We start from the raw sequence: 25,068 nt of genomic DNA on the forward strand, positions 1-25,068 counted from the left end.
ATTAATAATTCATTATTTATATGCGGTGACCTTGATCAAGCGAATAGGCCCGTTCGGGTCGTTGCATACGACATTAATAAGTGCTTCAAGTTTTGTCTTTATCTCTTTCGGTCGCAAGGTTACTTTGAAAGTAGCGGTCGCTCCCGGTTTAAGTTCTTTCTTGCCGCCGGACAAATCGACACGCTCATCATCACAAGTGACGCTGTAGATCGTGAGCGGAGTCTTTCCGGCATTCGTAATCTCAAATGTACCCGATACTTTACCACCGATCAACGGAACGATGTTTTTCTTGTTCGGTAGCTTGCCGAATTCCAGTAAAGTGCCGGATAATTCCGCTATTGGGGCTTGGGCTTTATCCGCAGCGGATAGTTTGCTGAAATTATCGATCACGTTGGCGGAGATCTGGATCTCTCCGGATACTTCCTTCTTTCCGGCGTTCTGTACCATGACCGGCAAAAGCGTAGAGACTCGTCCTTTCCGCTTCAAGACCTTGGCATCCATAAGGATCGTAATGGCACCGACCTCGTCCGGTTGAAGGGTAGCCGGGTTCACCTGTACGTTGAGATAGTGAGGTACTTTACCCAGATGAATCGTAGCCGAGGTCTTTCCCTCGTTCTTAATGTTGATCTTCTCGCCCAACGTTTCCTCCGGACGGATACTGCTGAATAGAACAGTCTTCGTATGCAGCTTCAGATCACCGATAGAATAAGGATACGTAAAGACCGGTTGCGAAGGTTTCGGGGTGACATTCCCTTTAATGGCTAGGCTGTAACTCCCTTTCTTTCCATTGCTGAATATCGATACGGTTTTATAAAACGGGCCGGGGCGTCCTTTCGGATTATACGTTATCTTAACTTCACCGGTCTTACCGGGAGCGATCGGCGACTTGGTCCATTCAGGCCGTGTACAACCGCATGACGCAGTAACACGGGTGATGACCAAAGGGGCGTCTCCCGTATTCTTTATGGTGAAAGTATGACTGGCGAATCCATCGGCCTCGGCTATTGTCCCGAAATTATAAGTCAACTCGTCCGACAAGATTTGGGCGCCTTGTTGTGCCCAAGCTGTCGTTATAGATATAATTGCTGTAAGAGCAAGGATCAACCTTTTTATATTCAGCATTCCAATTGGGGGTTTTTTACGTATTTCTTATTCAACCTCTCCCCGGATGTTCATGATGAAGCTTCCGGTTTTCCCGTTACTGTATACGGAAATGGTCTTTGTGAAAGGACCCGGACGTCCTGCCGGATCGAAAGTAACCTTGATCTGGGCTTTCTTACCCGGAGCTACCGGTTCTTTCGGCCATTCCGGGGTCGTACATCCGCAAGACGCGATTACACGTGTAATGACCAGAGGCATATCGCCTGTATTGGATACTTCAAACGTATGGGATACTTTTCCGTCCGCTTCCTTGATGGTACCGAAGTCGAAACTGGTTGTTTCCGCGGAAATAACTGCTTTCTTCTGAGCCGAAGCCATTCCTGTCGCTAACAGGATCGCCATGAAAATAAAAACTATTTGTTTCATCTTATCGTTTAGTTTTAATTCGAATTACAAAGATAGTCATTTCAATTGAAAGTTGAGAATTGAAAATTGAAAATTAGAGGAAGATAACGCTTCTTGCGATGCCCATTCTTACCTTCTTACGGTGCCCATTCTAACCTCCTTATACTGGGCATTGTAAGGAGGTTAGAACGGGCATTGTAAGAAAAGGCTTGTTTAGGGCATGATCCGCAAGCTTTCTCCGGCGGTGTGCGACACGAATTCCGGGGCGTACATACATTGAATCGTACTGATACCTCCGGCGTATTCGCCGCTACGGGATACGTAGACCGGATATTCCAAGACAAACGTACCTTCCGGCAGACGATTGATGAAGAAATTCTCGGATACGTCTTTCGGGGATCTGTAATACCAGATACCGTCTCTTGATTCCGGGCCGGAAAGTTGATCGGCCGGTTCGAAGCAGCCCGCACGTAGATCTTTCAAGAATACGTAATTCATTTCACGGTCTGTCCGGATCGTTAGCCGAACGATTACCTTGTCTCCGATGCGGAGCGGCTGCTCCGGCGTTACGGGACGGATTTGGCGGTTGGTACCGTTATTGGTCTCGACGAATAATTTCTTCTCGACACTCAACACCCCTTTTTGTCCTTTTACCTTGTCGATCTCTTGGAAGTATTGCTCGTAAACAGCTCCCCATGCCGGCGTGTTTCCTTCCTTGCGGATCGAGAGCACGGGATTGGCGGAACTATTTGCCGGCTCGTTCGGAAGTATCGTTTTGAGGTAACCGGTAGCGATTTCCCCTTCCGCTGTACTATAGGTCTTGCCGTCCCATGTCGCTACACAGGTGTTTTGCGTGTTCAGCCAATCACTACCCGTGAGTAGCAAGGCGTAAATGGCGTTTACCGTGGCGGGTACGGATTCCCAGTTTTGTGTACGTTTCTGGTTTAGCAACCATTGTTTCATCCGGTTTGTATTCTGGGTATCCGGCGCGATCTCGTTAAAGACGGACATTAATAAGCAATGCGTGTCGATCGGTGAGGTGAAATAATCACTCCCCCTGCGGTTGTTTGCCCAATACATACCTTTCTCCTCGGAGATCGTAGCGGTCTTCTTTAGCCATGTCAGGATCGCTGTCGCCACCTCCTTTTTACCGTTTCGATGCATTAACAAGGCGATTTCGCCCTTGCTGATTAAAGAATATTGATTCCAGTGCTTCTCCGCTTGGTTCGTATAGAAACGGATCACTTCCCGGGCGTCTCCCAGTTCCGGGATATCCCGGTAGGAGCTGCGGACGAATAAGAACTCTACCTGCTCCGGCGAGGGCCATGCGTTTTGCCATTTCTTATCGTATTTCAGCAAGTTCTCATAATCCGTTTGCATACTTTTGTCCAAGAACTTGAGGGCCTTCATTTGCATCTCTTTCTCCGCTTGCCCATATTGGATCGCGTTTAGCTGTACAAGCTGTGACATACCTTTCAGGATAGAAAGCGTGATCGCACGGCTCGCGGGGAAACCTTTGAACCAGCTCCATCCACCCTCTTCGTTCTGTTGTTGGATCAGTTGTTGCAAGGCCGCTTCCCGTAATCCGTCCGCACGGTTTAGGTCGAACAATAAAGACAAGCGTTGTTTTTGCTCTGTCTCGTTATCGGCGGCCAGTACCCAAGGCGTCTCTTCCAAGAGTATGTTCTTCAGCTCTTGGTTCTTTTCCAAGTTTGAATAGAGGGTAGAGGCATTCCCTCCTTGGGCGGTCCATTGGTTGATCACTTTCTGGATGCGGGGATGGGCTTGGGCGATATAGGAAGCCAACGTATTGCTGTAATAAGCGGCAAACCAAGATAAGATATTATCATTGTTCGGCTGTGTGATCGTTGGTAATGCCTGTACCGCGTACCAAATCGGATTCCCGGTCATCTCCAGCGTGAGACGGAACGGTGTCGCTCCCTCCGAGTTCCCGGAGATACGGATTTGTTTCTCTCCTTCCTTGAGCAAATAGAACGGGGTACTTTCCGTGATAAGCAATTGATTGGAAAGAACCGGTACGATCTGCTGCTCCCCGTCGCTTCCCTTTTCAGAGTCGGCTAGGATACGTACGCCCAGTAGGCTGATCTGTTTGGGGACCGGGATTATCCAGCTTACAGTAGCGATGCTATCCGGTTGCAACTCAAACGGACGTTGTGACTTGCTCAAGCAGATAATCGGTTGGTCTGTAGCGGGATCGAATAGTTCGATGCGTACACGGCCGGATACCGCTTCCTTGGAATTGTTGATGACTTGCGTGCTGATGCTGACCTCATCCCCTTGGCGGACGAAACGAGGCAGATTCGGTAGAACCATCAAGGGTTTGCTGCTAATGACCTCTTTCGTAAGCAGACCGTATTTTAGGTCTTTGGTATTGGCCAACATCTGTAGTTTCCAAGTCGTATTACTTTCCGGCAGGGTGAAATTTACGAATACGTCTCCTTCCTCGTTCGTTTGTAAGGTCGGGTAGAAGAAGGCGGTTTCCGCGAAGTTCTGCCGGATTTGCTCCGGACTTATCGGCTGGCTGCTCTCTTTGGCGAAAGGATCGGATAGGCTGAACACGGGTTCCCCTTCCGTAGATTCCACACTAGGCTCTTCTAACACGGCGCTGTCTTCCATGATGTTCATGGATTCCGCCACTACTGGGGCTGCCGCGGATTTCAACATGATACCTCCCGTGGCGAAAGCCCGGTTGCTGGAGCCGTATCCTCGTATGACAATCTCCTTGAATAGACCGAACCAATTTAAACGGTCATACTGATATTGAGGTACTTTTATATACTTGGCCTCTGTCTGGTCATATTGATAACTACGCTGGAATCCGGCTCCGGTTGAGAAACGGGGAGCTTGTAGCAGGATCGTTCGCCGCGGGGAGAAATACCAATTGAATGGTATGATTTTATCTAGCGAGGCATCATACATGCTGGTCAGTACCTCGGCGGATACGATCGTGGAGTCCGCGTCGGTGATACGGAATTTCCAGCTCTCTTTACTTCCCGGAAGTAAACGATCCCGGAAGGTTATCGGCTTGATGGTTAATTGCCGGTTGGGTAGCTGAAGCTCTACGGGTACTTGGGTAATATATAGCTCACCCTCTTTTACGAACGTAAAGGATACGATGATTCCCTCTCCATATTCCGGCTTGAACGGGATCTTAAACCGATGGTTCGCGTCGCTTAGCTTTATCAACTCGTGATGGATGCGGTTATTTCCGGCAAACCATTCATAGAGTACGTAGGCGTCCTTGTCGGAGGTGCCGAATACGATCTCCGCTTCCTCCCCGGGTAAACAAGTTGTCTTCTCTTTCAGCAGCCAAGTATGGGTAAATACGGGAGGACGCTTGTCGTTCTTTCCGTATAGGATGAAATCGGACTGGTTTTTACTGGGTCGTCCTTGGCTATCTTTGGCTTCTACTAAAATGCGATAACGTCCGGAGGGCAATGGGTTGAAAATAGCTGGACTGATCTCCTTGCCACTGGTAAAGCTACCGGAAGCTACTTGCTTGCCTTCTTTATAGCTCTCTCCGCTGTTCTTATCGGATCGGTTCGCGATCAGTTCTACGATCTTGAAAGTACCGGAGGTGGAAACCATCTCCCCATTGATTGTCCGGGCTTCGACTACGGCTTTTACCGAGTCTTTCTCGATTTGTGGCGGTAGGTTCGTGAATAAGACGATACTGGATTCTCCTACCGAGAAGGTGTAATTCGCCTCTTGGGTCTCTCCCTTGCTATCGGTTACGGTAGCCGATACCTCGTAGGTCTGGTATGCGGAAGCGTATGGATTCGTATCCTCCTCTTTTTGGGGACGGAAAGATACGTTGAATGTCCCATCGCCGGAAAGGGTAGTACTCCCTTCCGCAACTTGTGTCGGAGCGCTCGGACGGAAATACCTCCACAACAGGAAGGGCCTGCGTGTAATACGCCAAGTGACATCTCCGCTGGGCAGTGACACGCCGGAGAATGTAGCCGCCTTGCCTTGTATGGTAACGGAATCGCCGAAAGCGATATCTCCCTTGATCGGGAGGAAGTACGCTTGGAAAGTCGGACGTTTGTATTCCTCTACATGAATATATACGCTCATCTGTCCGGTACTTAACCGGAAGACACCGCTTAGGGTCTGTTTGGGGAGGGAGAACTCTCCGTTAAAAGAACCGAACTCATTGGTCGTGACTTTCTTCTGGGCTATCTCTTTCCCGTTAGCGTCGTATAAGGTCACCGTAAAAGGCTGTCCGGCCACGGCATGCGGGTCGTTCGAGTCTTTTACATAGGCGAGACCTTTGAAGAAAATGGTTTGTCCCGGACGGTAAAGCCCACGATCCGTAAAGATTGAGACTTCTACCGGGTTCTTTTCCGATCGACGGCCGGAACCCATCGGATAGATATTTGTCAACATAGCGTTGGTATCTCCCGGTCTGCTGGCTTGGAACGCCAATACTTGACTGTTCGCCGGAAGCGTGGCCAAGCCTTCCCGGTCTGTCTTGACGGTACCCAGTTCTTGCAAGCTACGACGCTGACCTCCGTAATAGGTAACGATAGCCCCCTCAACAGGCTTCCCGCTAAGATAGTCGGTAACCATGACCTCTTGTTTATTACCGGAAAGATTACGATAGATCGCGGCCAATCGGGTTACGCTAACCGTATTGATCGTCTTTAGCTGTTGTCTGGGTACGGTTACGACACATTCATACAATCCCGGTTGATCCATAGATATATGTAAGGTTGTATCTTGCTGCGAATAGCTGTTGGGCAGTAGCAAAGAGAATGTCTTCTCATTTACGAGTTGTCCCAAGGTGCTGCTACTTGATTTTTTTGCGGATGTATGGGCTGCCGCTTGTAAAGGTGTTTTCGAGCTTCGATAGATTTGTACGATGACTTTCTGTACATTCTTATATTCCAGCTTGATCCCCAGTTGCTGTCCCGGATAAACCGTATTGTTTGTAGATACGGATAAAGTAGGTTGTTCCAATTGCGCCAAGCGATTCTTTAAGATAGCCGTGCGAGGGTAACCGGAATACCGCTTGATACCCTCCTCGCATAGTTTCACCTCTTCCGCTTTGATAGAATCCCATTGGGTAGAGACGTAACGAAACATACTGCCGCTAACCAAATCCAATTTAGCGATTAAGATCTCGGTGGCATAGTTTTGAGAAGCTAAGTTCCTGTAAAGCTCATCCAATGCGTTCATGTAAGCCTCGAAAGACTCTTTATCCCTTTTATCCCCGTAAAGGAATCGTAGGTAATCCAATTCCGTAAGGAGGACCGATTTCATATTCGGCTCCTTATTTTGAAAGGCGATCAAGTCTTTATAGATCTGTACGGTCGGTTGGATGTCCAGTGCCCGGAAGGCAAGGAACTCATAGAGGGTCGGACGCAGGGTTTGCGAGTCCTTTCCGATCTCCAGAATATCCTTGAACTTGCTGACAGGCGTATTTTGCAATAAAGCCGTAGGTCGCAATGATAAATCGATCTCTTCCTTGATCTTATCCGTGAATAAGTTGGAAGTCCATACCCGGATATCCTCCGGGATATAACCGCTTAATTGGGTTCTTTGGTTGATGGTCCACTGGTTCCGTTGGTAGTAATTCTGATACATCTCCGCCAGCATGGAATGTAATACCGCCACGGAAGCCGAGTCGGCGCAACTGTTGGTGTAATTCTCCACCTCCTTGATCAGTTCCGGGAACTGATCATCGTTTACCTCCATCTGTTCTTTCATTTTAAGGATAAGATTCTTGATCACCATAGGGGTATTCTTATCGTTTATAGCTTGCGTGATAACAGAACTTTTTTGTTGAGGCTGGGCGGCCCGGCTATACATAATAACCGCCGAGATGCCGCAAAGTATCAGGGCAGATAAAATAATTGCTCTTATCTTCATATCTTTTGGGTTTTATAAGTTTAACAATAAACCTTTCCTATATAGATACAAAGAAAGAGCAAAAAGTTGTAAAACGTACGTTAATGTTTATTTTTTGCGCACGTAGGTGATGTAGGTGTAGGGGTAAGGGTTCTTCTCGTCTGCGGGATACTCCTCACGTTCAGTCTCTTCCCAAAGGTCCCAGTTTACGACGGGAAAGAACGAGGTCGCGTCGGGAAACTCATGATGGATGCGGGTAATATACATCTTGTCGGCTATTCTCAAAGCCTGTCTGTATACCAACGCGCCGCCGATAATGAATATCTCGTCCTCTTTCTCACATAAATCCAGAGCGGCCCCCATAGACTCGCAAGCGAAACAATTCACGAAACCAGCCTCGGGCATAGTCGTCAATACGACATTCTTCCGATTGGGCAGTGGCGCTACAGGGAGAGACTCGAATGTCTTACGTCCCATGATTACCGCATGTCCCGTGGTTAATTCCTTGAAACGCTTCATGTCTGAAGGCATGTGACATAATAATTGCTGATTCTTTCCGATCGCGCTTTTATCTGCGATTGCTGCGATGATAGAAATTGTACTCATAGACTTATTGATTTATGATTTGTAATTTATGATTTATGAATTAACTGTCAACTGTCCATCGTCAACTGCCAATTCTCAGACGGCCACTTCTCCCTTGATGTGGGGATGCGGGTCGTATCCGGTCAAATTGAAATCCTCGAACTTAAAATCGAAGATGCTCTTTACGTCCGGGTTGATCTCCATACGTGGCAACGCACGTGGCTCACGTGTCAATTGTAACTTAACTTGCTCCAAATGGTTGCTGTAGATATGGGCGTCTCCCAACGTATGAACAAAATCTCCCGCTTTAAGGCCGGTAGCTTGTGCCATCATTTGTAATAACAAGGCATAGGAGGCAATGTTGAACGGAACGCCAAGGAAAATATCCGCGCTACGTTGATACAATTGTAGGCTCAACCGTCCGTTCGCCACGTAAAACTGGAAGAAAGCGTGGCAAGGAGGCAGGTTCATGTTGTCTAAGTCCGCCACGTTCCATGCGCTTACAATGATTCGTCGTGAATCCGGGTTATGCTTGATCGTCTCCACGGCCTCGGTGATCTGGTCGATAGATCCTCCTTTATAATCCGGCCATGACCGCCATTGATAACCGTATATATGCCCAAGGCTACCATCCGCGTCGGCCCACTCGTTCCAGATGCGTACGCCATGATCTTGCAGATATTTTACGTTGGTATCTCCATTCAGGAACCATAACAATTCGTAGATGATAGACTTCAGATGCAGCTTCTTGGTAGTGAGTAGCGGGAATCCCTCTTCCAGATTGAACCGCATCTGATGACCGAATACGCTGATCGTTCCCGTACCCGTCCGGTCTTCTTTTCTAACTCCCTCGGTAAGCACTCTATTGAGCAGCTCTAAATATTGTTTCATTACTCACTTATTACAATAGTGTGCAAATGTACAAAAGTGAATCGTATTATACTAGAATAACGGGTCAAAATATGAAATCGGTTGAGGATTCAAACGGTTTCTTCATGTATCCTTGGCTGTTTCTTCGGGAGGTATTAGGGGATTTGTATGAAGGTCTAGCTTATTTATCAGCTGTTGGACGATCATCTAACAGCTGTTGCATGATCTTCCAACGGCTGTTGCATGATCATCTACCAATTGGTGGATGATTAAGATGTCAAGAGGAAGGGTGTAGTACTTCGAGTAGAAATCGGTAAGGATTCCCGAGAAAATGCGTAAGGATATTGGACCTCATGTGGATAGAATGCGTATCTTTGCCCGAAGAATAACATTTATTAATTTTAAAGGTAAGAGATGAAAAAACTTTGTTTTGCGGTCATGGCAATGTGTATGTTATTGTCATGCGGAGGTAAGAATGAGAAGAGGGCGGCTACGGAAGAGGCCACTCTTTCTGGTTTGATGAAGTCGGATTTTGTATCTGAGGTAGATGGTAAGCCGACTGCTTTGTATGTGTTGAAGAATAAGAAAGGGGCTGAGGCTTGCGTAACGAATTGGGGCGGACGCTTGGTTTCCGTGATGGTGCCTGATAAGAACGGTAAGATGACGGATGTTGTGCTTGGGTATGATAATATCGCTCAGTATGTAGCTTTTCCGGATAATAACTATGGTGGTTTGATCGGACGTTATGGCAACCGTATCGCGAATGGTAAGTTTACGTTGGACGGAACGGAGTATCAACTTCCACAGAATAATAATGGGCATTGCTTGCATGGAGGTCCGAAAGGATATCATGCGGTAGTTTGGGACGCGAAACAGATCGATGACCAAACCTTGGAGTTGACTTATCTATCGAAAGACGGTGAGGCAGGTTTCCCCGGTAATCTGGATATCAAGGTGATCTATAAGTTGACGGATGATAACGCCGTTGATATTAAGTACGAGGCTACGACGGATAAACCTACTGTCGTGAATTTGACAAACCATAGTTATTTCAACCTTTCCGGTGTTCCCGGCTCGCAAATCATGGATCATACGATCATGATCGATGCGGATACATATAACCCGGTGGACGAGACTTTGATCCCGACCGGTATCGAACCCGTGGAAGGCACTCCGATGGATCTCCGCAAACCGGTAGTGGTAGGCGCTGATATCGACAATCCGTTTACGCAATTGGTTTACGGTGGTGGTTACGATCATAACTGGATATTGAACGCCGCCGGCGATATCAATAAGGTAGCCGCTAAAGTTGTATCTCCGACAAGCGGTATCGTTATGGAAGTTTACACCAACGAGCCGGGTCTTCAATTCTATGCCGGCAACTCAATGACGAAAGCGGGTGATAAAGGCAAGTTAGGTGTGGTTTACCCGCATCGTGGCGCTCTATGTCTGGAGACTCAACATTACCCGGATAGCCCGAACCAACCGGCATTCCCGAGTGTAGTGCTTCGTCCGGGCGAGAAATATGCGAGTGAGTGTATTTATAAGTTCTCGGTAGAGTAAATAAGGAAGAAAGTTCCGGATTTGGAAATATCCAAATAATGGTGGAGGCGCATATACATTAAATAGTATGTATATGCGCTTCTCTTTTTTACTCACGGAAGCATCTTGTTTATAGTGGAAGAATTTATCGCTAGAGAGTATACGCTATCTTTTCCCAATAGATTTTAAAAGAGAAAAATAAATCCATATGATGTATGAGAAAAAGCGTTATATTTGTATCGATAAAGTAAACTCTTGTGGAAATTCAAGGGTTTATGAATCAAAGTGTGATTACGATAAGCGTTTAAGATATTATCTTTGGAACTGAAAATCGCCAAGTTTCAAGTCGGACAGAGATAATAGGCAACTAAACGCTCACGCTTGTTATATATACTGCCTAATAGTATACGTAATAAGGCGTGGGCTGTTGTTTATTATTTGTCCGATGGGTGTTTGGCGATGCCTCAGTTTCGAATAGTAGATTAACAGTTCCCACGCTTCTTTTTTGTAGCATATAGAAATACCGAACAAGGTGAACGGTCCGGTTTGAGGGAAACGTATATGGAGGTAATTAAAAAGCAACGTTTGGCTGTCTGTCGTATATTATTGGATGTAGTGGAAGGTGCGTGTGAGGTCCGTGATCCGGATCTGATCATGCGGACTCGTCATTATCCGGCACTTCAAAAGGAGATGTGTTTTGCGGATCGGGATTGGGAAGAAGCGAGAGATTTGAGTGTACTTGCCTGCTTGGTACTATCCAAGGAATTGCATTATAAGGTTAAGATGATGATCGGTTTGGTAGCTCATGACTTGTATTCAAGGGAGTCCTCGGTCTCTTATCAGCAACGCCTGTCCTTCGATGTGCTGATGAGTGCGATCGATTGGCCAGTCTCTTTTAAGGAGATCACGCTCTTTGCTCCCTCAAAATAAGTTATAGTTTGTACGTAAGACCTTGAATTCCGTTCTGCGGTTGATCTGGTCGGCGATCTCTTGTTGTTCCGGCGGCAGGGCAAGGATGAATTCCTCGGTAAGCACATCGCCTTCTTTCAAGAAATCGAATTGTTTAGCCATCTTCTTATTGATCGTCTTGGGAACGCTTTCTCCATATCCTTTCGCTTCCAGACGAGCCGCCTCGATACCTCCCGCTATTAGGTAATCCACGACCGATTGCGCACGGCGTTGAGCCAAACGCTCGTTATACTGGTCCGTACCTTTCCGGTCCGTGTGGGCACCCAGTTCGATCGTTACGTTCGGGTTATCGTTCAGCATCTTGATCATCTCGTCCAAAGCTTTCTTGGATTCCGGACGAAGGGTCGCTTTATCGAAATCGTAGAAAATGTTATCGATAACAACCGGCTTGCTGATCGGAGAGAGGAAGAAATCCACGATATACGTCTCGTTTTTCTCCTCGGGGCCGGTATGCAACTCGTAATTCTGGTTGAGGTAACCACGGGCGCTGGCCATCATGACATAACGGATGTCTCGTTCCAACTCGACACGATAGGTTCCGTCTTTCTTGACCGGGACTTTCACGTTCAGTCCGTCTTTTCCGACGATGCGTACGGTAGCGTCCTCGATCGGATATTCATCCACATCGTTTACGATTCCTTCGATGAAGATGGTGATCGTAGGCAGTTCAAAGGAATAGATATGGTCATAGCCCCGTGCGTCGTTGCGGTTGGAGCAGAAGAAGCCCCGTTCCTCTTTTCCGGCGAAGGTGATACCGAAATCGTCTCCCATAGAATTGATGGGGGCTCCTAGGTTCTCGACCTTCCACTTCCCCGTACTGTCTTGCGTGGCCTTGAACAGATCGAGACCGCCCATTCCCGGATGCCCGTTGGACGCGAAATAAAGGGTGACGGAATCCCGGACATACGGGAACATCTCGTCTCCCGGCGTGTTGATCTCTTCTCCTAGGTTCTCCATCGGGCCGAAATCGTTTCCCGCTACCCGGGCACGGAAAATATCCTTGCCGCCGAAACCGCCCACGGCGTCGGATACAAAATACAAGTATTTGCCGTCCGGCGAGATGGAGGGATGGCCGAGGGCGGTAACCGAGTCTTTTACGATTGTCGCACGGGTTCCTTTTCCCCATTTGGCGCTGCTTCGGGTAGATATGTAAATCTCGGCGGTACGAGGGCCTTCCGGATCTTGGGCGCAATAGGTATAATACATCGTGTTTCCATCGGGGGAGAAAGAGGGGGTTCCTTCGTCGTATTCCGTATTCACCTCGTCTTCGAGCTCTACGGGAGCCAGCCAAGCCCCTTTCTCGTCTTGCTTGACAAGGAAGAGGTTATTGTTATTTTGCCCGGTGATGGCGCTGACTTTCGCGTCCTTGTCTTTCGAGCGGGAGGAGGCGAAGTATAGTTGGTCGTATTTATCTCCGGCCAGCATCGGACTGAATTCTCCCCGGCGGGAATTGAATTTATCCATGCGTCTTACCTCGTAGCGGGTAGGGTTCTTTTTCCATCCGGGAGCTAACTCGCATCCTTGTATGCCGTTGATGGCTAATAAATTGCTAGGATCGTTCTCCATATAGATATCGTAGTTCTTGATCGCTTCCGGATAACGTCCGGTCTTCTGTAACATCTGTCCCATGCGTAGGTAGACGGTGCTATCGGGGTAATCATAGCGGATGGCGTTCATATAGGCGCTAGTCGCTTTCGCCGTATTATTGATCAACCGGTTACATTCGGCCATACGGTAAGCGATATAGCCGCGCAAATCCCTTTTCTTCGGGGATGTTTTCGTGTAAACCTTACGATAAATGGCGGCTGCCTCATAGTATTCCCCGATACGCTGCTTCTCCTCGGCATCGCTCAACTTCGCCGATTTGCAGGAATACAAGGAAGATACGATAAGCAAAAATAAAACATATATAGTAAAATGCGCTTTCATTCAATCTGGAATATATTCGTGCAAATATAACGAATTGTATGGGATCTTATTGTATGTTTGTTACAATAACAAGGAACTATCCCCATAACTCAGGAACCTGAAATCGTGCTCTAAGGCATACTCATAGATGGATTTCCAGTTTCCTTTTACGAAAGCGGAGATCAGCAAGAGCAAGGTGCTTTTGGGCTGGTGGAAGTTGGTGACGATTCCTTTTACGATCTTGAACTCATAGCCCGGGGCGATGATGATTTGCGTAGCCGTTACCAGCGTATCCGCATCATGCTTATCCAGATAATCGAGGATGTTTTGAAGGGATCGCTCCGCTGTCAGCCGGTTGTTATTGGTGTCGTAAGGCATCCATTGTTTTACGACGAGATCTTCGGAAGTCGCTTCCGGGTTATTATCTAGGATCACGCCCATGTAATAGAGACTTTCCAAGGTCCGTACGGAAGTCGTTCCTACGGCGATGATATTTCCAAGGTTGCTTTTGATACGTTCGATGGAACTGCGGCGGACGGAGATAAATTCCGTGTGCATCTCGTGACCTTCGATCGTGTCGCTTTTTACCGGTTTAAAGGTACCCGCTCCGACATGCAAGGTGACTTCTTCCCGCCCGATGCCCCGAGCATCTATATCGGCAAGTACTTCCGGAGTGAAATGAAGTCCGGCGGTCGGTGCGGCGACGGAGCCTTTTATCTTAGAATAAACTGTTTGATAGGTCTGTAGGTCGCTCTTCTCTGTTTCCCTGTGCAAATAAGGAGGAATCGGCAAGACCCCGGCGGCATCCAAGATATCTGCGAACGTATAAGCCTCATTATCCCAAGTGAATTCGATCAAATGTGTGTCACCATGAGACTTTTTCTTATCCGCTGTCAGCACGACCGGTTCATCCTTAATGAAGATCGTTTTGGATAAAGTGCCTTCTTTCCATTTCTTAAGGTTGCCAACCAAGCAAGTCCAGCTACAGCGTCGGGTCTCTTGAAAAATCAAGGCGTAATCATGAGGCTCGATGGGCTCCAAACAGAAAATCTCGATGCGTGCGCCGGTCTCTTTCTGGAAAAGTAGGCGGGCTTGTATGACCCGGGTATTATTGAATACCATCAAGGTGTTTTGGGGAAGATAATCCGTGATATGCTTAAAGATACTTTCGCTTATTTCCCCGTTACGGTAGAGTAAAAGTTTGGACTCATCCCTTTTAGGCAATGGGAACTTCGCGATTCGTTCGTCCGGTAACGAATAGTTATAATCTTCAATACGTATTTCTTGCGTCTTCATTACTTCTTCTGTCCTGTTAAAAAACATCCGTTTGTATGGATTCCGGGTGCAAAAGTAGTAAATAGGTTTCGGATTCGCGGATTATTCCCTAATTTTGTGCGCATAATATAATAAGGTATAGAATATGAGTATTCAAATAGGTGATAAAGTTCGCTTCCTGAATAGTGTGGGAGGTGGAGTCGTACGTGGATTCCGTGGAAAGGACCAAGTGTTGGTTGAGGATGAGGATGGGTTTGAGGTTCCTGCCTTGATCAAGGAATGTGTCGTGGTTGGGGGTAATGATATGCAAGTGCATAGCTCGAACCGTCCGAAAGTACAGGCTCCGGTAGAGACTCCTTCCCCAAAGAAGCCTGAACCCAAAGAGGAAAAGGTCGAGGAGACACCGGAGGGAGAGCGTCTGAATGTGTATCTGGCTTATCTCCCGGTCGATCCGAAGGCGTTCCAGCAATGCGGCTATGAGACGTATTTCGTGAATGATAGCAATTACTATTTGTTCTTCAATTATATGAACCGGACGAATAATAGCTGGACAAGCCGTTATAACGGGATTATCGAGCCGAATACGAAAATATTCCTAGAGGAGTTCGGTAAGCCGGAGTTGAATGATCTGGAAAGGATCTGCGTGCAACTGATCGCTTTCAAGAAGGATAAACCCTATTCGTTGAAAAACGCCGTATCTGTAGAGTTGCGCTTGGATACGGTTAAGTTCTACAAGCTTCACTGCTTTATGGAGAATGATTTCTTTGAGGAGGATGCCTTGATTTATCCGATTATCCGCAATGACTTGCCCGAGAGAGAACTATTGGTCTCTGCGGCAGAGTTGAAGGAAGCTATGCAGCAAAAGGTTCGTGAGGAACGTAGGGTTCCCCGGCAAATCGTGAAAAAGAAGCCGACGAATAGCGCTATCCTTGAGATCGATTTGCATATAACCGAATTGTTGGATAATACGAATGGATTGAACAATGCGGATATGCTGACGTACCAGTTGGGAAAATTCCGTGAGGTGATGGATCAGTACGCTCTTAATAACGGACAGAAGATTGTCTTTATCCATGGAAAAGGCGATGGCGTGCTGCGTAAGGCGATCGAGAAGGATTTGAAGACCCGTTATAAACAACATTATTTTCAAGATGCTTCTTTCCGCGAATATGGTTTTGGTGCGACGATGGTAACGATTAAGGCTGATACCTCGCAACATGGCCATTGAGATAGAACGGAAATTCTTGGTCTCCGGTGATTTCTTACCGGAGGCTGTTAGCTCCACCCGTATCGTGCAGGGATATATTTGCTCACAGCCCGGACGTACGGTTCGTATTCGTATCCGGGGAGAGGAGGGATTCCTAACGATCAAAGGCGCTTCGGATGAGAAAGGCTTGAGCCGTTATGAGTTTGAGCAAAAGATTCCTCTGGTGGATGCCGAGCGGTTGTTGGAGCTTTGCGAGCCGGGTGCGATCGACAAGGTTCGTTATCTGGTTCCCAGAGGCAGCCATACGTGGGAAGTCGATGTTTTCCACGGAGCGAATGAAGGGTTGATCCTTGCGGAGATCGAGTTATCGTCTGAGGACGAGCCTTTTGAGAAACCGGCTTGGCTGGGTAAGGAGGTAAGTGGAGATCGCCGTTATTATAATTCAATGTTGACAAAACATCCTTTTAATAGTTCAAATACATGAAGAAACTCTTTTTATCTGTAGCGGCCGCTATATTGGCGTTTCCGGTCTTGGCCGATGAGGGCATGTGGCTGCTCCCTTTATTGAAGCAACAAAAGTTTGCGGAGATGCAGGCCCTTGGTCTGCGATTAAGCGATCAGGAAGTGTATAGCGCCGAGGCTCCTTCCTTGAAAGACGCCGTGGTTCGTTTTGGCGGTGGTTGTACGGGCGAGATGATCTCTCCGGACGGGTTGGTGCTGACGAATCATCATTGTGGTTATAGTAGCATCCAACGGCATAGTACCTTGGAACATGATTATCTGACGGACGGCTTTTGGGCGATGTCTCGTGATAAGGAGCTTCCGAATCCGGGATTGACGGTTACTTTTATCGATAAGATCGACGACGTGACGGATTATGTGAGGACGGAACTGAAAAAGATCACGGATCCGAACAGCATGGAATTCTTGTCCGCTAAGTACTTGAATGGCCTCGCTAAAGCGAAAGTAGGTGAGAAGTTCTTACAGGATAACCCCGGTACGGAAGTCGAGATCAAGGCTTTTTATGGAGGTAATAAGTACTATATGTTTACCAAGAAGGTCTATTCGGATGTCCGTTTAGTCGGTGCTCCCCCTTCCTCTATCGGTAAGTTCGGGGCGGATACGGATAACTGGATGTGGCCTCGCCATACCGGAGACTTCTCTCTTTTCCGTGTGTATGCCGACGCGAACGGAAATCCGGCACCTTATTCGGAAACCAATGTCCCGCTTCGTCCGAAACGTTGGCTAAAGCTTTCTTTAAAAGGTGTGGAGGAGAACGATTATGCCATGATCATGGGTTTCCCCGGTCGTACCAATAAATACTATACCTCATGGGAGGTAGCCGAACGTCGGGATATAGATAATGCGGTACGTATCAATATCCGTAATCTCCGTCAAGAGGCGATGCTGGAAGAAATGCTGAAAGATCCGCAAGTCCGGATTCAATACGCTAGTAAGTATGCGGGTTCTACGAACGCTTATAAGAATGCGATCGGTAGTAACTGGGCGATCAACAAACGTAATTTTGAGCAGGTGAAAAACGATGAGCAGGATCGTTTGATCGCTTGGTCGAAGAAGATGTGTGAGCCTGCTTATCCGGAAGCGCTTCTGACATTGGAGCAGATCGTTAATGATCGTAAGGATTTGCGTTTCCGTAGTTGGATGTTGGATGAGGCATTGAGCCGTGGCATCGAGTTCTCCAAAGTTCCGACCGATATCGAGACTGTTTGTGAGGCTTTGGAGGGGAAAGATCGTTCCGAGCAGCAAAAACAGGTCACTCAATTGGAGAGGGCTTTCCACCGTTTCGCTGATAAGGATTATGCGCCGATGGTTGATAAGAAGATAGCAAAAGTCATGTTAAAGGAATATAGGCGTTTGGTCGCTCCGAAGTCGCAGCCGGCTTATTTTTCCGTAATCGATAGCAAGTTTAAGGGGGATGTGGATAAATTCGTTGATTATCTGTTTGATAAATCGATCTATGGTAGCGAGAAGAACTTCAATGCGTTCAAGGAGCATCCGTCTGTCAAAACTTTGAGAGAAGATCCGATGATTCTGTTCGCACAATCCGTAAAGGATGAGAAAAAGGCGTTAGATAAGGCCTTGGCTGATTTTGATGCCGGATATGCGATCGCCCATCGTGCGTATGTGAAAGGACTTTTAGCGATGTATGGAGACTTGGCTAGTTTTCCGGACGCAAACTCTACGCTTCGTCTGACTTATGGGCAGGTGAAAGGTTACAGTCCTCGTGATTGCGATTATTATGGTCATCAAACCACTTTAGACGGCGTCATGGAGAAGGAGGATTCTACGAATTGGGAATTTGTGGTTTCTGCTCGTTTGAAGGAATTATATCAAGCAGGAGACTTTGGCCCTTATAAGATGCCTAACGGTAAAATGCCGGTTGCCTTCTGTGCTACGACCCATACAACGGGAGGGAACTCCGGTAGTCCGGTATTGAATGGACAAGGAGAGTTAATCGGTATCAATTTCGACCGTAACTGGGAAGGAGTAGGAGGGGATATCCAATATCTGCCCGATTATCAACGCAGTATTATCGTAGATATCCGTTATGTCCTATTCGTAATCGATAAATATGCCGGAGCCGGTTATTTATTGAACGAGATGGAATTCTCAAGATAGAGAAGTAAGTTAACTTCGTGGGCGAAGTATGTTAACTGAAATGCCGAAGTATGTTAACATACTTCGCCCATGAACCTAAGTTCCTTTTTCTATAAAGCCAAAAAGAGGAGACATATCCTTGAAAGATACGTCTCCTCTTTTTGTATATGTATATCTATAACTTAATAAATCTTGTCAAGATCAACAGCTTTGACTCTGAAGATATGACCGTTACGAGAGAATACCAACTCTCCGTCTTCCTTCTTCTTCTGATTCACCAAACGCTGAAAAGCTATATTTGCACCTTTTACTATATTCTCTTCGAATTCTCTAACTTCTTGCTCATTCATGATGTTCAAGTTTTGTAAAAATATCTAGATTATACACTTCCCTTTTATCATTCTTGAATCCCTTGGCGATCACTTCCATGGGAGACATCGAATTATCAGTTATCATCCAATAGTCACTAATAGGAAGGTATAGCTCGAATAAATTGTGGATACCGGCCTCATACCGACGCCGTATCGTTGCTTCCGGAATATTGTGACCTCCGGCGGCTACCCTCATTTTCACACGTTCCACGGCTAGATCCGGCGTATTCAGCCAGAAGTAAAGCAATGTAACATAATAACCTTCCCTTTGTGCTTCCCGTATCAGGTTTGCGACTGAACGGGTGGCCAGCGTAGTTTCCATTGCGAAAGTCTCACCAGCACCGATGAGTTCCTTTATCCGCTTATACATAATACGACTAGCTTCAACGGCGACGGCTATACTGTCTGCATTAAAAGGGGAAAGTCCCTTGGCTATCTCGTCTGAGTTAACAAACTCCCTACATTTTAGCATTTCTGGTAAAATAGTGAAGGAAGCTGTTGTTTTTCCTGCTCCGTTGCAACCTGATATTATATACAAATATGGCACTGTTTGCTGTTTTTGATGCTGCAAATATATGTAATAGTTTTTTAATATGCGTCGTTTTATTTCTCAAAAATCGTGAAAATGTGCAGGAAATGTACTTTTAACTAACAGGTTTGTTGGGGAAAGCGGTGGTTTTGTTAATTTTTATACCCAAAGTAGATCACTCATGATTCCGTCGGAAACGAAGATTCCTGACTTGGATAAAATCAATTTGTCACCGGTTTGTAATAAGAGACCTTGGTTGATATGGGGTTGAGCTTGCTTTTGACAATAAGAAAGGAGCTTCCTGCCAAATTTTGTCTGGATATCAGCGAAAGAGACTCCCCACATGGTTCGAAGGCCGGTGATGATGAAGTCGTTGTACCGGGTGCATAGGTCTAAATCCTCGGATTCTATTGTCGGATGCCCATTTTCTATACCGTCTATATATATAGGTAGAGAAGATGGATTCCATTCCCGGTCTATCCCGTTATAAGAATGGGCGGAAGGACCGAGGCCTAGATATTTCTTTCCGGTCCAGTAGGAGCTATTGTGCTTGGAGAAGAACCCGGGACGGGCGAAATTAGATATCTCGTAATGCAAATAGCCTGCTTCTGCCAACCGATCTATTAATGTGGAAAAGAACGAGACGCTTAACTCCTCGTTTATGGGGGTCACTTTTCCCGCTTCCAGCAATTTGTAAAGTGCGGTACCTTCCTCGTAAATGAGGTGGTAGGCGGAAAGATGGGGAACATCCAACCGGATCGCTTGTCGCAAATTCTCTTCCCATGCTTGCTGCGTTTGGTTGGGGAGTCCGTAGATCAAATCGATACTGATATTTGTAATCCCATATTCCTTGCATAGTTCTACTGCTTTAATCGCTTGTTCCCGGTCATGGCGACGATTCAGAAAACGCAAATCTTCCGGATGAAAACTCTGTACACCCATACTGACCCGGTTAAAAGGATAATTACGGAGAAGCGATACATATTCTCGTTTCATGTCATCTGGATTCGCCTCTAAGGTAATCTCCATTTGCTTGGCTACATCAAAATGACGATAGATGGCCTCGAATATCTTGCCAAAATCCTTCTCGTCTAATTGAGAGGGGGTGCCTCCCCCGAAGTAAATGGTTTCTAATGCTTCGTTTCCTATATATCCCTTCCGCAATTCCATCTCTTTTATAAGTGCGTTTATATACGGCTCTTTATACTTCATCTCCGTATTGGAAAAAAAGTCACAGTATAAACACCGCTTGGCGCAAAAAGGAACGTGGATGTATAAACCTGCCATCTGTATGGACACAATTATATCTTTACACAAAGATATAATTTAAATTTCAAAAAACCTTGCTGCTGCACAACATAGTTCTCAAACACCGGGCGATAATTGCTTTTTTCCTTTACAATCTCTAATTTGCGCCCTCGTGAAAGTGATTCACGCCAAATAAACGTATTGTTAAACTCAAATAAATCCTGATATCATGAAAGTATACCAAACAAATGAAATTAAGAACATCTCTATCTTGGGAAGTTCGGGCTCTGGGAAAACCACTCTCGCTGAAGCTATGCTTTACGAGGGTGGAGTTATAAAACGTCGCGGCTCCGTTGAGGCAGGAAATACGGTGTCCGATTATTTCCCGGTTGAGAAAGAGTATGGATACTCAGTTTTCTCAACCGTTTTCAGTGTTGAGTGGCAGGATCGGAAGCTGAATTTCATCGATTGTCCGGGTTCGGATGATTTCGTGGGAGGAGCTGTTTCCGCTCTGAATGTCACGGATACGGCACTGATGGTATTGAATGCCCAGTACGGTGTTGAGGTTGGAACCATTAACCAGTTCCGGTATACTGAACAATTTCATAAACCGGTGATTTTCGTTGTCAATCAGCTTGATAATGATAAAGCCGACTATGAGGGAACCATCGCCCAGTTGAAAGACCGTTGGGGCAGTAAGATCGTTCCGATCCAATATCCGATTAGCTGCGGCTCTTCTTTCAATGCCGTGGTGGATGTATTAAAAATGAAGATGTATCGTTGGAAACCGGAAGGTGGAGTTCCTGATGTATTGGAAATCCCCGCCGAGGAAATGGATAAGGCGATGGAGCTGCATCAAGCCTTGGTGGAAGCCGCCGCTGAGAACGACGATATGTTGATGGAGAAATTCTTCGAGGAAGGTGCGTTGAGCGAGGATGATATGCGTGCCGGTATCCGTGCGGGCTTGGTTACTCGCGGTATGTTCCCGGTATTCTGCGTATGTGCCGGTCGTGATATGTGTGTTCGTCGTACGTTGGAGTTCTTGGGTAACGTGGTTCCTTGTACCGACAAGATGCCTCGTCTGATTACTACGGAAGGCGTAGAGGTGACTCCGGACTCGAATGGTCCTACTAGCTTGTTCTTCTTCAAGACTACCGTGGAACCTCATATTGGTCAGGTTTCCTATTTTAAAGTGATATCAGGAAAAGTAAAAGAAGGTGACGATTTGATGAATGCCGATCGTGGTTCCAAGGAGCGTATCGCACAGTTATTTGCGGTAGCCGGACAAACTCGTACCCCGGTTACGGAAATGGTGGCGGGTGATATTGGAGCGACCGTTAAGTTAAAGGATGTTCGCCGTGGTAATACATTGAACGGAAAGGGTTGTGATTATCGTTTCGACTTCATTAAATATCCGGATCCGAAATATCGTCGTGCTATCAAGCCGGTGAATGAGGCTGACGCCGAGAAGATGATGGAAATCTTGATACGTATGCGTGAGGAAGACCCGACATGGGTAATCGAGCAGTCCAAGGAATTGAAGCAGACAATCGTTTCCGGTCAAGGTGAGTTCCATCTTCGTACATTGAAATGGAGAATCGAGAATAATGATAAATTGCCGATCGAATATCTGGAGCCGAAGATCCCGTATCGTGAGACGATTACGAAAGCGGCCCGTGCGGATTACCGCCATAAGAAACAATCTGGTGGCGCAGGCCAGTTCGGTGAAGTTCACTTGATTATCGAGCCTTATTATGAAGGTATGCCTGCTCCGGATACCTACCGTTTCGGCGGACAGGAGTATAAGATGAATGTTCGTGATACTCAAATAATTGATTTGGATTGGGGTGGTAAAGTCGTGTTCGTAAACTGTATCGTTGGTGGTGCTATCGACGCTCGTTTCTTGCCGGCTATCCTAAAAGGTATCATGGCTCGTATGGAGCAAGGGCCGTTGACGGGTTCGTATGCTCGCGATGTGCGTATTTGCGTATACGATGGTAAGATGCACCCGGTAGACAGTAATGAGATCTCTTTCATGCTTGCCGGACGCAATGCGTTCAGTACCGCTTTCAAGGAGGCTGGCCCTAAGATCTTGGAGCCTGTTTACGATGTCGAGGTTTCCGTTCCTGCTGATTATCTGGGAGATGTGATGAGTGACTTGCAAGGACGCCGTGCCTTGATTATGGGTATGAATAGCGAGAAGGGATTTGAGAAACTATTGGCGAAAGTTCCTTTGAAAGAGATGTCTAACTATTCTACTTCACTAAGCTCCATTACGGGCGGACGTGCTTCCTTTACGATGAAGTTCGCTAGTTACGAGTTAGTTCCTGCCGATGTACAAGAGAAGTTGTTAAAGGCTTACGAGGCTACTCAATCAGAAGAATAGGTAAAGTAAAATGTCATCATAATTTTTTAATATTTAAAGTTAAACGAGAAAAGGCCGGCTTTGTGAAGAGCTGGCCTTTTTGTTATGTCTTTTTCATTAGGTTGTCGTGAACTTGTAATACCGAAAGTGTTCTTTTGTATCATCTTAAACAAGGAAAAGATGATATTAAGAAAGTACTATCCGACTATTGTCCTCTCTGACATCCATTTGGGATCGGAACATTCCCGGACGGAGGAGGTCACCCGTTTTCTCAAGCACGTAGATTGCGATCGATTGATTTTGAATGGTGATATCATCGATGGCTGGCAATTGAAGAAATCCGGTAAACGCTGGAAACAAAAGCATACCGATTTCTTTAAGGTATTGATGAAGATGATGGAGAAAAGGGGTACGGAGATTATCTATGTAGTGGGGAACCATGATGATTTTCTCGATAGCTTGGCTCCTTTTAAGTTCTCCAATATATCGATCGTAAAGGATTATTTACTGAAGACGAGACAAGGAAAACGCTATTTCGTGACACATGGCGATATTTTCGATACGGTTACGACCCATATGCGTTGGCTTGCCATGCTCGGGGATGTGGGATATACTTTTTTATTGTGGTTGAATAAGGTTTACAATCATCGTAGAGAGCGGCAAGGAAAACCTTATTTCTCTTTATCCCAAGAGGTGAAACACCGGGTGAAAAGTGCGGTCTCTTATATCTCGGAGTTTGAGAAAGAGCTGGTACGCTTAGCGGAGGCCAAGCATTTGGATGGGATTATTTGCGGCCATATTCATCAAGCGGCGAGCGTATGGTATGGTAATGTGCATTATCTAAATTCCGGCGATTGGGTGGAAAGCATGACCGCTCTCGTGGAGGATGAACAAGGAGAGTGGGATATTGTTACATATAATAATGTACAACTATATGCGGATGCCGTATGAAAATTCTGTTTATCATACAAGGTGAGGGACGTGGGCACTTGACCCAAGCGTTATCCTTACGCCAGAAATTGATGGCCGAAGGACATGAGATCGTTGGTGTGTTGGTAGGAAAAAGCCCGGCCCGCCGTTTGCCGGATTTCTTCTTGAATAAGATACAATCGCCGGTATATCCGTTTGAGAGTCCGAATTTTTTACCGACGGCTAAGAATAAACAAGTGAGTTTGATGCGTAGCGTATTATATAATGTATTGCGTCTGCATAAATACATGGGAAGTATCCGTTATATCGACCGGATGATTCGGCAGACGGATGCGGATGTTGTCGTGAATTTCTACGAGCTATTGACGGGGCTGACTTACTTGATTCTCCGTCCGAAAGCAACGATGGTATGTATCGCCCATCAATATCTATTCTTGCATCCGGACTTCGTTTTCCCGAAGCAGAGCACATTGTCGTTGGCGTCGCTACGATTTTTTACGAGATTAACGGCGATAGGCTCCGTCAAAAAATTAGCCTTGTCTTTCCGGAAGATGCGTGAGGCGCCGTTGGGAGGAATAGTCGTGGTTCCTCCTTTATTAAGGCAAGAAGTCTTGGATGCGGTTCCCTCGAACGGCAGTTATTTGCATGGTTATTTGTTGAATAGCGGGTTTAGTGAGGAGATCCGTTCTTGGCATTCCCGTCATCCTTCGGTTCCGATGCATTTCTTTTGGGATAAGAAAGATCAGCGAGCCGAGGTGAAAATAGACGATTGCCTTTCTTTCCATCAGCTGGATGATACGTTGTTTCTACGTTATATGTTGGGGGCGAAGGCTTATGCTACGACCGCCGGGTTCGAATCCGTATGTGAGGCGATGTATCTGAATAAACCTGTATTGATGGTTCCTACACATATTGAGCAAGCTTGCAATGCTTACGATGCCTCTTTGTCTGGCGCAGGCGTTGTCGCTGATTGTTTTGATCTGGACGTGTTATTATCCATTTCGGAAAGTCATGTGGAGAATCCGGTCTTCCGGCATTGGGTGAAACAGGCGGATTGGCTTATTCTTCGTGAGTTCCGTGAGGATTTGTTGCGTGAGGAACATCCGGTAACGAGCCTAGGGAGGATTACGACAAATTGGGTGGCGCGTCTGGGGAGATTCCTGCCTATCTAGGAACTTATAGCAGTACCGTGCTGTAGATGCAGGTGTGCCATGCTGATGGCACAGGCGTGCCACACTGATGGCACAAGCGTGCCACGCTGATGGCACAA

At 46.5% G+C, this 25,068-nt stretch carries 18 protein-coding genes; 8 read left to right on the forward strand and 10 right to left on the reverse strand.

The window, feature by feature from the left end:
• Positions 1 to 12: 12 nt before the first annotated feature.
• The 5 genes from DWY79_RS06395 to DWY79_RS06415 form a co-directional block, all read right to left on the reverse strand.
• On the reverse strand, positions 13 to 1,122 hold the full coding sequence (locus tag DWY79_RS06395; protein ID WP_005867942.1) for a DUF1573 domain-containing protein: 1,110 nt from the start codon (positions 1,120 to 1,122) through the stop codon (positions 13 to 15).
• Positions 1,123 to 1,149: 27 nt separating this feature from the next.
• Positions 1,150 to 1,527: a DUF1573 domain-containing protein gene (locus DWY79_RS06400; protein ID WP_005858893.1), complete on the reverse strand. Its 378-nt coding sequence runs from the start codon at positions 1,525 to 1,527 to the stop codon at positions 1,150 to 1,152.
• Between the two features lie 192 nt (positions 1,528 to 1,719).
• Positions 1,720 to 7,401 carry an alpha-2-macroglobulin gene (locus DWY79_RS06405; protein WP_122369041.1) on the reverse strand — a complete coding sequence of 1,894 codons (5,682 nt, stop codon included), beginning with the start codon at positions 7,399 to 7,401 and terminating at the stop codon, positions 1,720 to 1,722.
• Positions 7,402 to 7,488: 87 nt separating this feature from the next.
• Entirely contained in the window at positions 7,489 to 7,986 is a 498-nt protein-coding gene (locus tag DWY79_RS06410; protein ID WP_005858889.1) for a dihydrofolate reductase, read from the reverse strand.
• A gap of 75 nt (positions 7,987 to 8,061) precedes the next feature.
• Positions 8,062 to 8,856: a thymidylate synthase gene (locus tag DWY79_RS06415; RefSeq protein WP_005858887.1), complete on the reverse strand. Its 795-nt coding sequence runs from the start codon at positions 8,854 to 8,856 to the stop codon at positions 8,062 to 8,064.
• Positions 8,857 to 9,249: 393 nt separating this feature from the next.
• Between DWY79_RS06415 and DWY79_RS06420 the strand changes: the two genes are divergently transcribed.
• The gene (locus DWY79_RS06420) at positions 9,250 to 10,398 is read left to right on the forward strand and encodes an aldose epimerase family protein (RefSeq protein ID WP_122369042.1); all 1,149 of its coding nucleotides are present in this window, start codon (positions 9,250 to 9,252) and stop codon (positions 10,396 to 10,398) included.
• A gap of 540 nt (positions 10,399 to 10,938) precedes the next feature.
• Complete coding sequence (locus DWY79_RS06425; RefSeq protein ID WP_036618242.1) at positions 10,939 to 11,307, forward strand: hypothetical protein; 369 nt, start codon at positions 10,939 to 10,941, stop codon at positions 11,305 to 11,307.
• On the opposite strand, the gene DWY79_RS06430 is transcribed toward DWY79_RS06425, so the two are convergent.
• Positions 11,299 to 13,275, reverse strand: coding sequence for an OmpA family protein (locus tag DWY79_RS06430; RefSeq protein WP_122369043.1), 1,977 nt, complete (start codon positions 13,273 to 13,275; stop codon positions 11,299 to 11,301). The genes DWY79_RS06425 and DWY79_RS06430 overlap by 9 nt on opposite strands.
• 60 nt (positions 13,276 to 13,335) lie before the next feature.
• Positions 13,336 to 14,550 carry an S-adenosylmethionine:tRNA ribosyltransferase-isomerase gene (locus tag DWY79_RS06435; protein WP_122369044.1) on the reverse strand — a complete coding sequence of 405 codons (1,215 nt, stop codon included), beginning with the start codon at positions 14,548 to 14,550 and terminating at the stop codon, positions 13,336 to 13,338.
• 124 nt (positions 14,551 to 14,674) lie between these two features.
• Here DWY79_RS06435 and DWY79_RS06440 point away from each other — a divergent pair, with 124 nt between their 5' ends.
• The 3 genes from DWY79_RS06440 to DWY79_RS06450 are packed head-to-tail and all read left to right on the forward strand — an operon-like array spanning position 14,675 to position 18,376.
• Complete coding sequence (locus DWY79_RS06440) at positions 14,675 to 15,757, forward strand: DUF2027 domain-containing protein (RefSeq protein WP_122369045.1); 1,083 nt, start codon at positions 14,675 to 14,677, stop codon at positions 15,755 to 15,757.
• Positions 15,747 to 16,220 (forward strand): CYTH domain-containing protein, encoded by a 474-nt coding sequence (locus tag DWY79_RS06445; RefSeq protein WP_005858868.1) that lies wholly within the window; start codon positions 15,747 to 15,749, stop codon positions 16,218 to 16,220. Before DWY79_RS06440 ends, DWY79_RS06445 begins: the two co-directional genes overlap by 11 nt.
• Entirely contained in the window at positions 16,217 to 18,376 is a 2,160-nt protein-coding gene (locus DWY79_RS06450) for a S46 family peptidase (RefSeq protein ID WP_057326595.1), read from the forward strand. The genes DWY79_RS06445 and DWY79_RS06450 overlap by 4 nt, the downstream gene beginning before the upstream one ends.
• A 161-nt stretch (positions 18,377 to 18,537) precedes the next feature.
• On the opposite strand, the gene DWY79_RS22700 is transcribed toward DWY79_RS06450, so the two are convergent.
• From DWY79_RS22700 to hemW, 3 genes are all read right to left on the reverse strand, one after another.
• On the reverse strand, positions 18,538 to 18,705 hold the full coding sequence (locus DWY79_RS22700) for a hypothetical protein (RefSeq protein ID WP_005858864.1): 168 nt from the start codon (positions 18,703 to 18,705) through the stop codon (positions 18,538 to 18,540).
• On the reverse strand, positions 18,698 to 19,297 hold the full coding sequence (locus DWY79_RS06455; RefSeq protein WP_005858862.1) for a zeta toxin family protein: 600 nt from the start codon (positions 19,295 to 19,297) through the stop codon (positions 18,698 to 18,700). Before DWY79_RS06455 ends, DWY79_RS22700 begins: the two co-directional genes overlap by 8 nt.
• Before the next feature lie 117 nt (positions 19,298 to 19,414).
• Positions 19,415 to 20,542 (reverse strand): radical SAM family heme chaperone HemW, encoded by a 1,128-nt coding sequence (gene hemW / locus DWY79_RS06460; protein ID WP_122369046.1) that lies wholly within the window; start codon positions 20,540 to 20,542, stop codon positions 19,415 to 19,417.
• A 190-nt stretch (positions 20,543 to 20,732) separates the two neighbouring features.
• Between hemW and DWY79_RS06465 the strand changes: the two genes are divergently transcribed.
• The 3 genes from DWY79_RS06465 to DWY79_RS06475 all read left to right on the forward strand — a co-directional run bounded on the left by DWY79_RS06465 (position 20,733) and on the right by DWY79_RS06475 (position 24,970).
• Positions 20,733 to 22,889 carry a translation factor GTPase family protein gene (locus DWY79_RS06465; RefSeq protein ID WP_122369047.1) on the forward strand — a complete coding sequence of 719 codons (2,157 nt, stop codon included), beginning with the start codon at positions 20,733 to 20,735 and terminating at the stop codon, positions 22,887 to 22,889.
• 159 nt (positions 22,890 to 23,048) lie between these two features.
• Positions 23,049 to 23,819, forward strand: coding sequence for a UDP-2,3-diacylglucosamine diphosphatase (locus DWY79_RS06470; protein WP_005868472.1), 771 nt, complete (start codon positions 23,049 to 23,051; stop codon positions 23,817 to 23,819).
• Complete coding sequence (locus DWY79_RS06475) at positions 23,816 to 24,970, forward strand: glycosyltransferase family protein (RefSeq protein WP_122369048.1); 1,155 nt, start codon at positions 23,816 to 23,818, stop codon at positions 24,968 to 24,970. The genes DWY79_RS06470 and DWY79_RS06475 overlap by 4 nt, the downstream gene beginning before the upstream one ends.
• Positions 24,971 to 25,068 lie beyond the last annotated feature (98 nt).

Source organism: Parabacteroides sp. AF27-14 (assembly GCF_003635425.1).
Taxonomy (GTDB): Bacteria; Bacteroidota; Bacteroidia; order Bacteroidales; family Tannerellaceae; genus Parabacteroides; species Parabacteroides distasonis.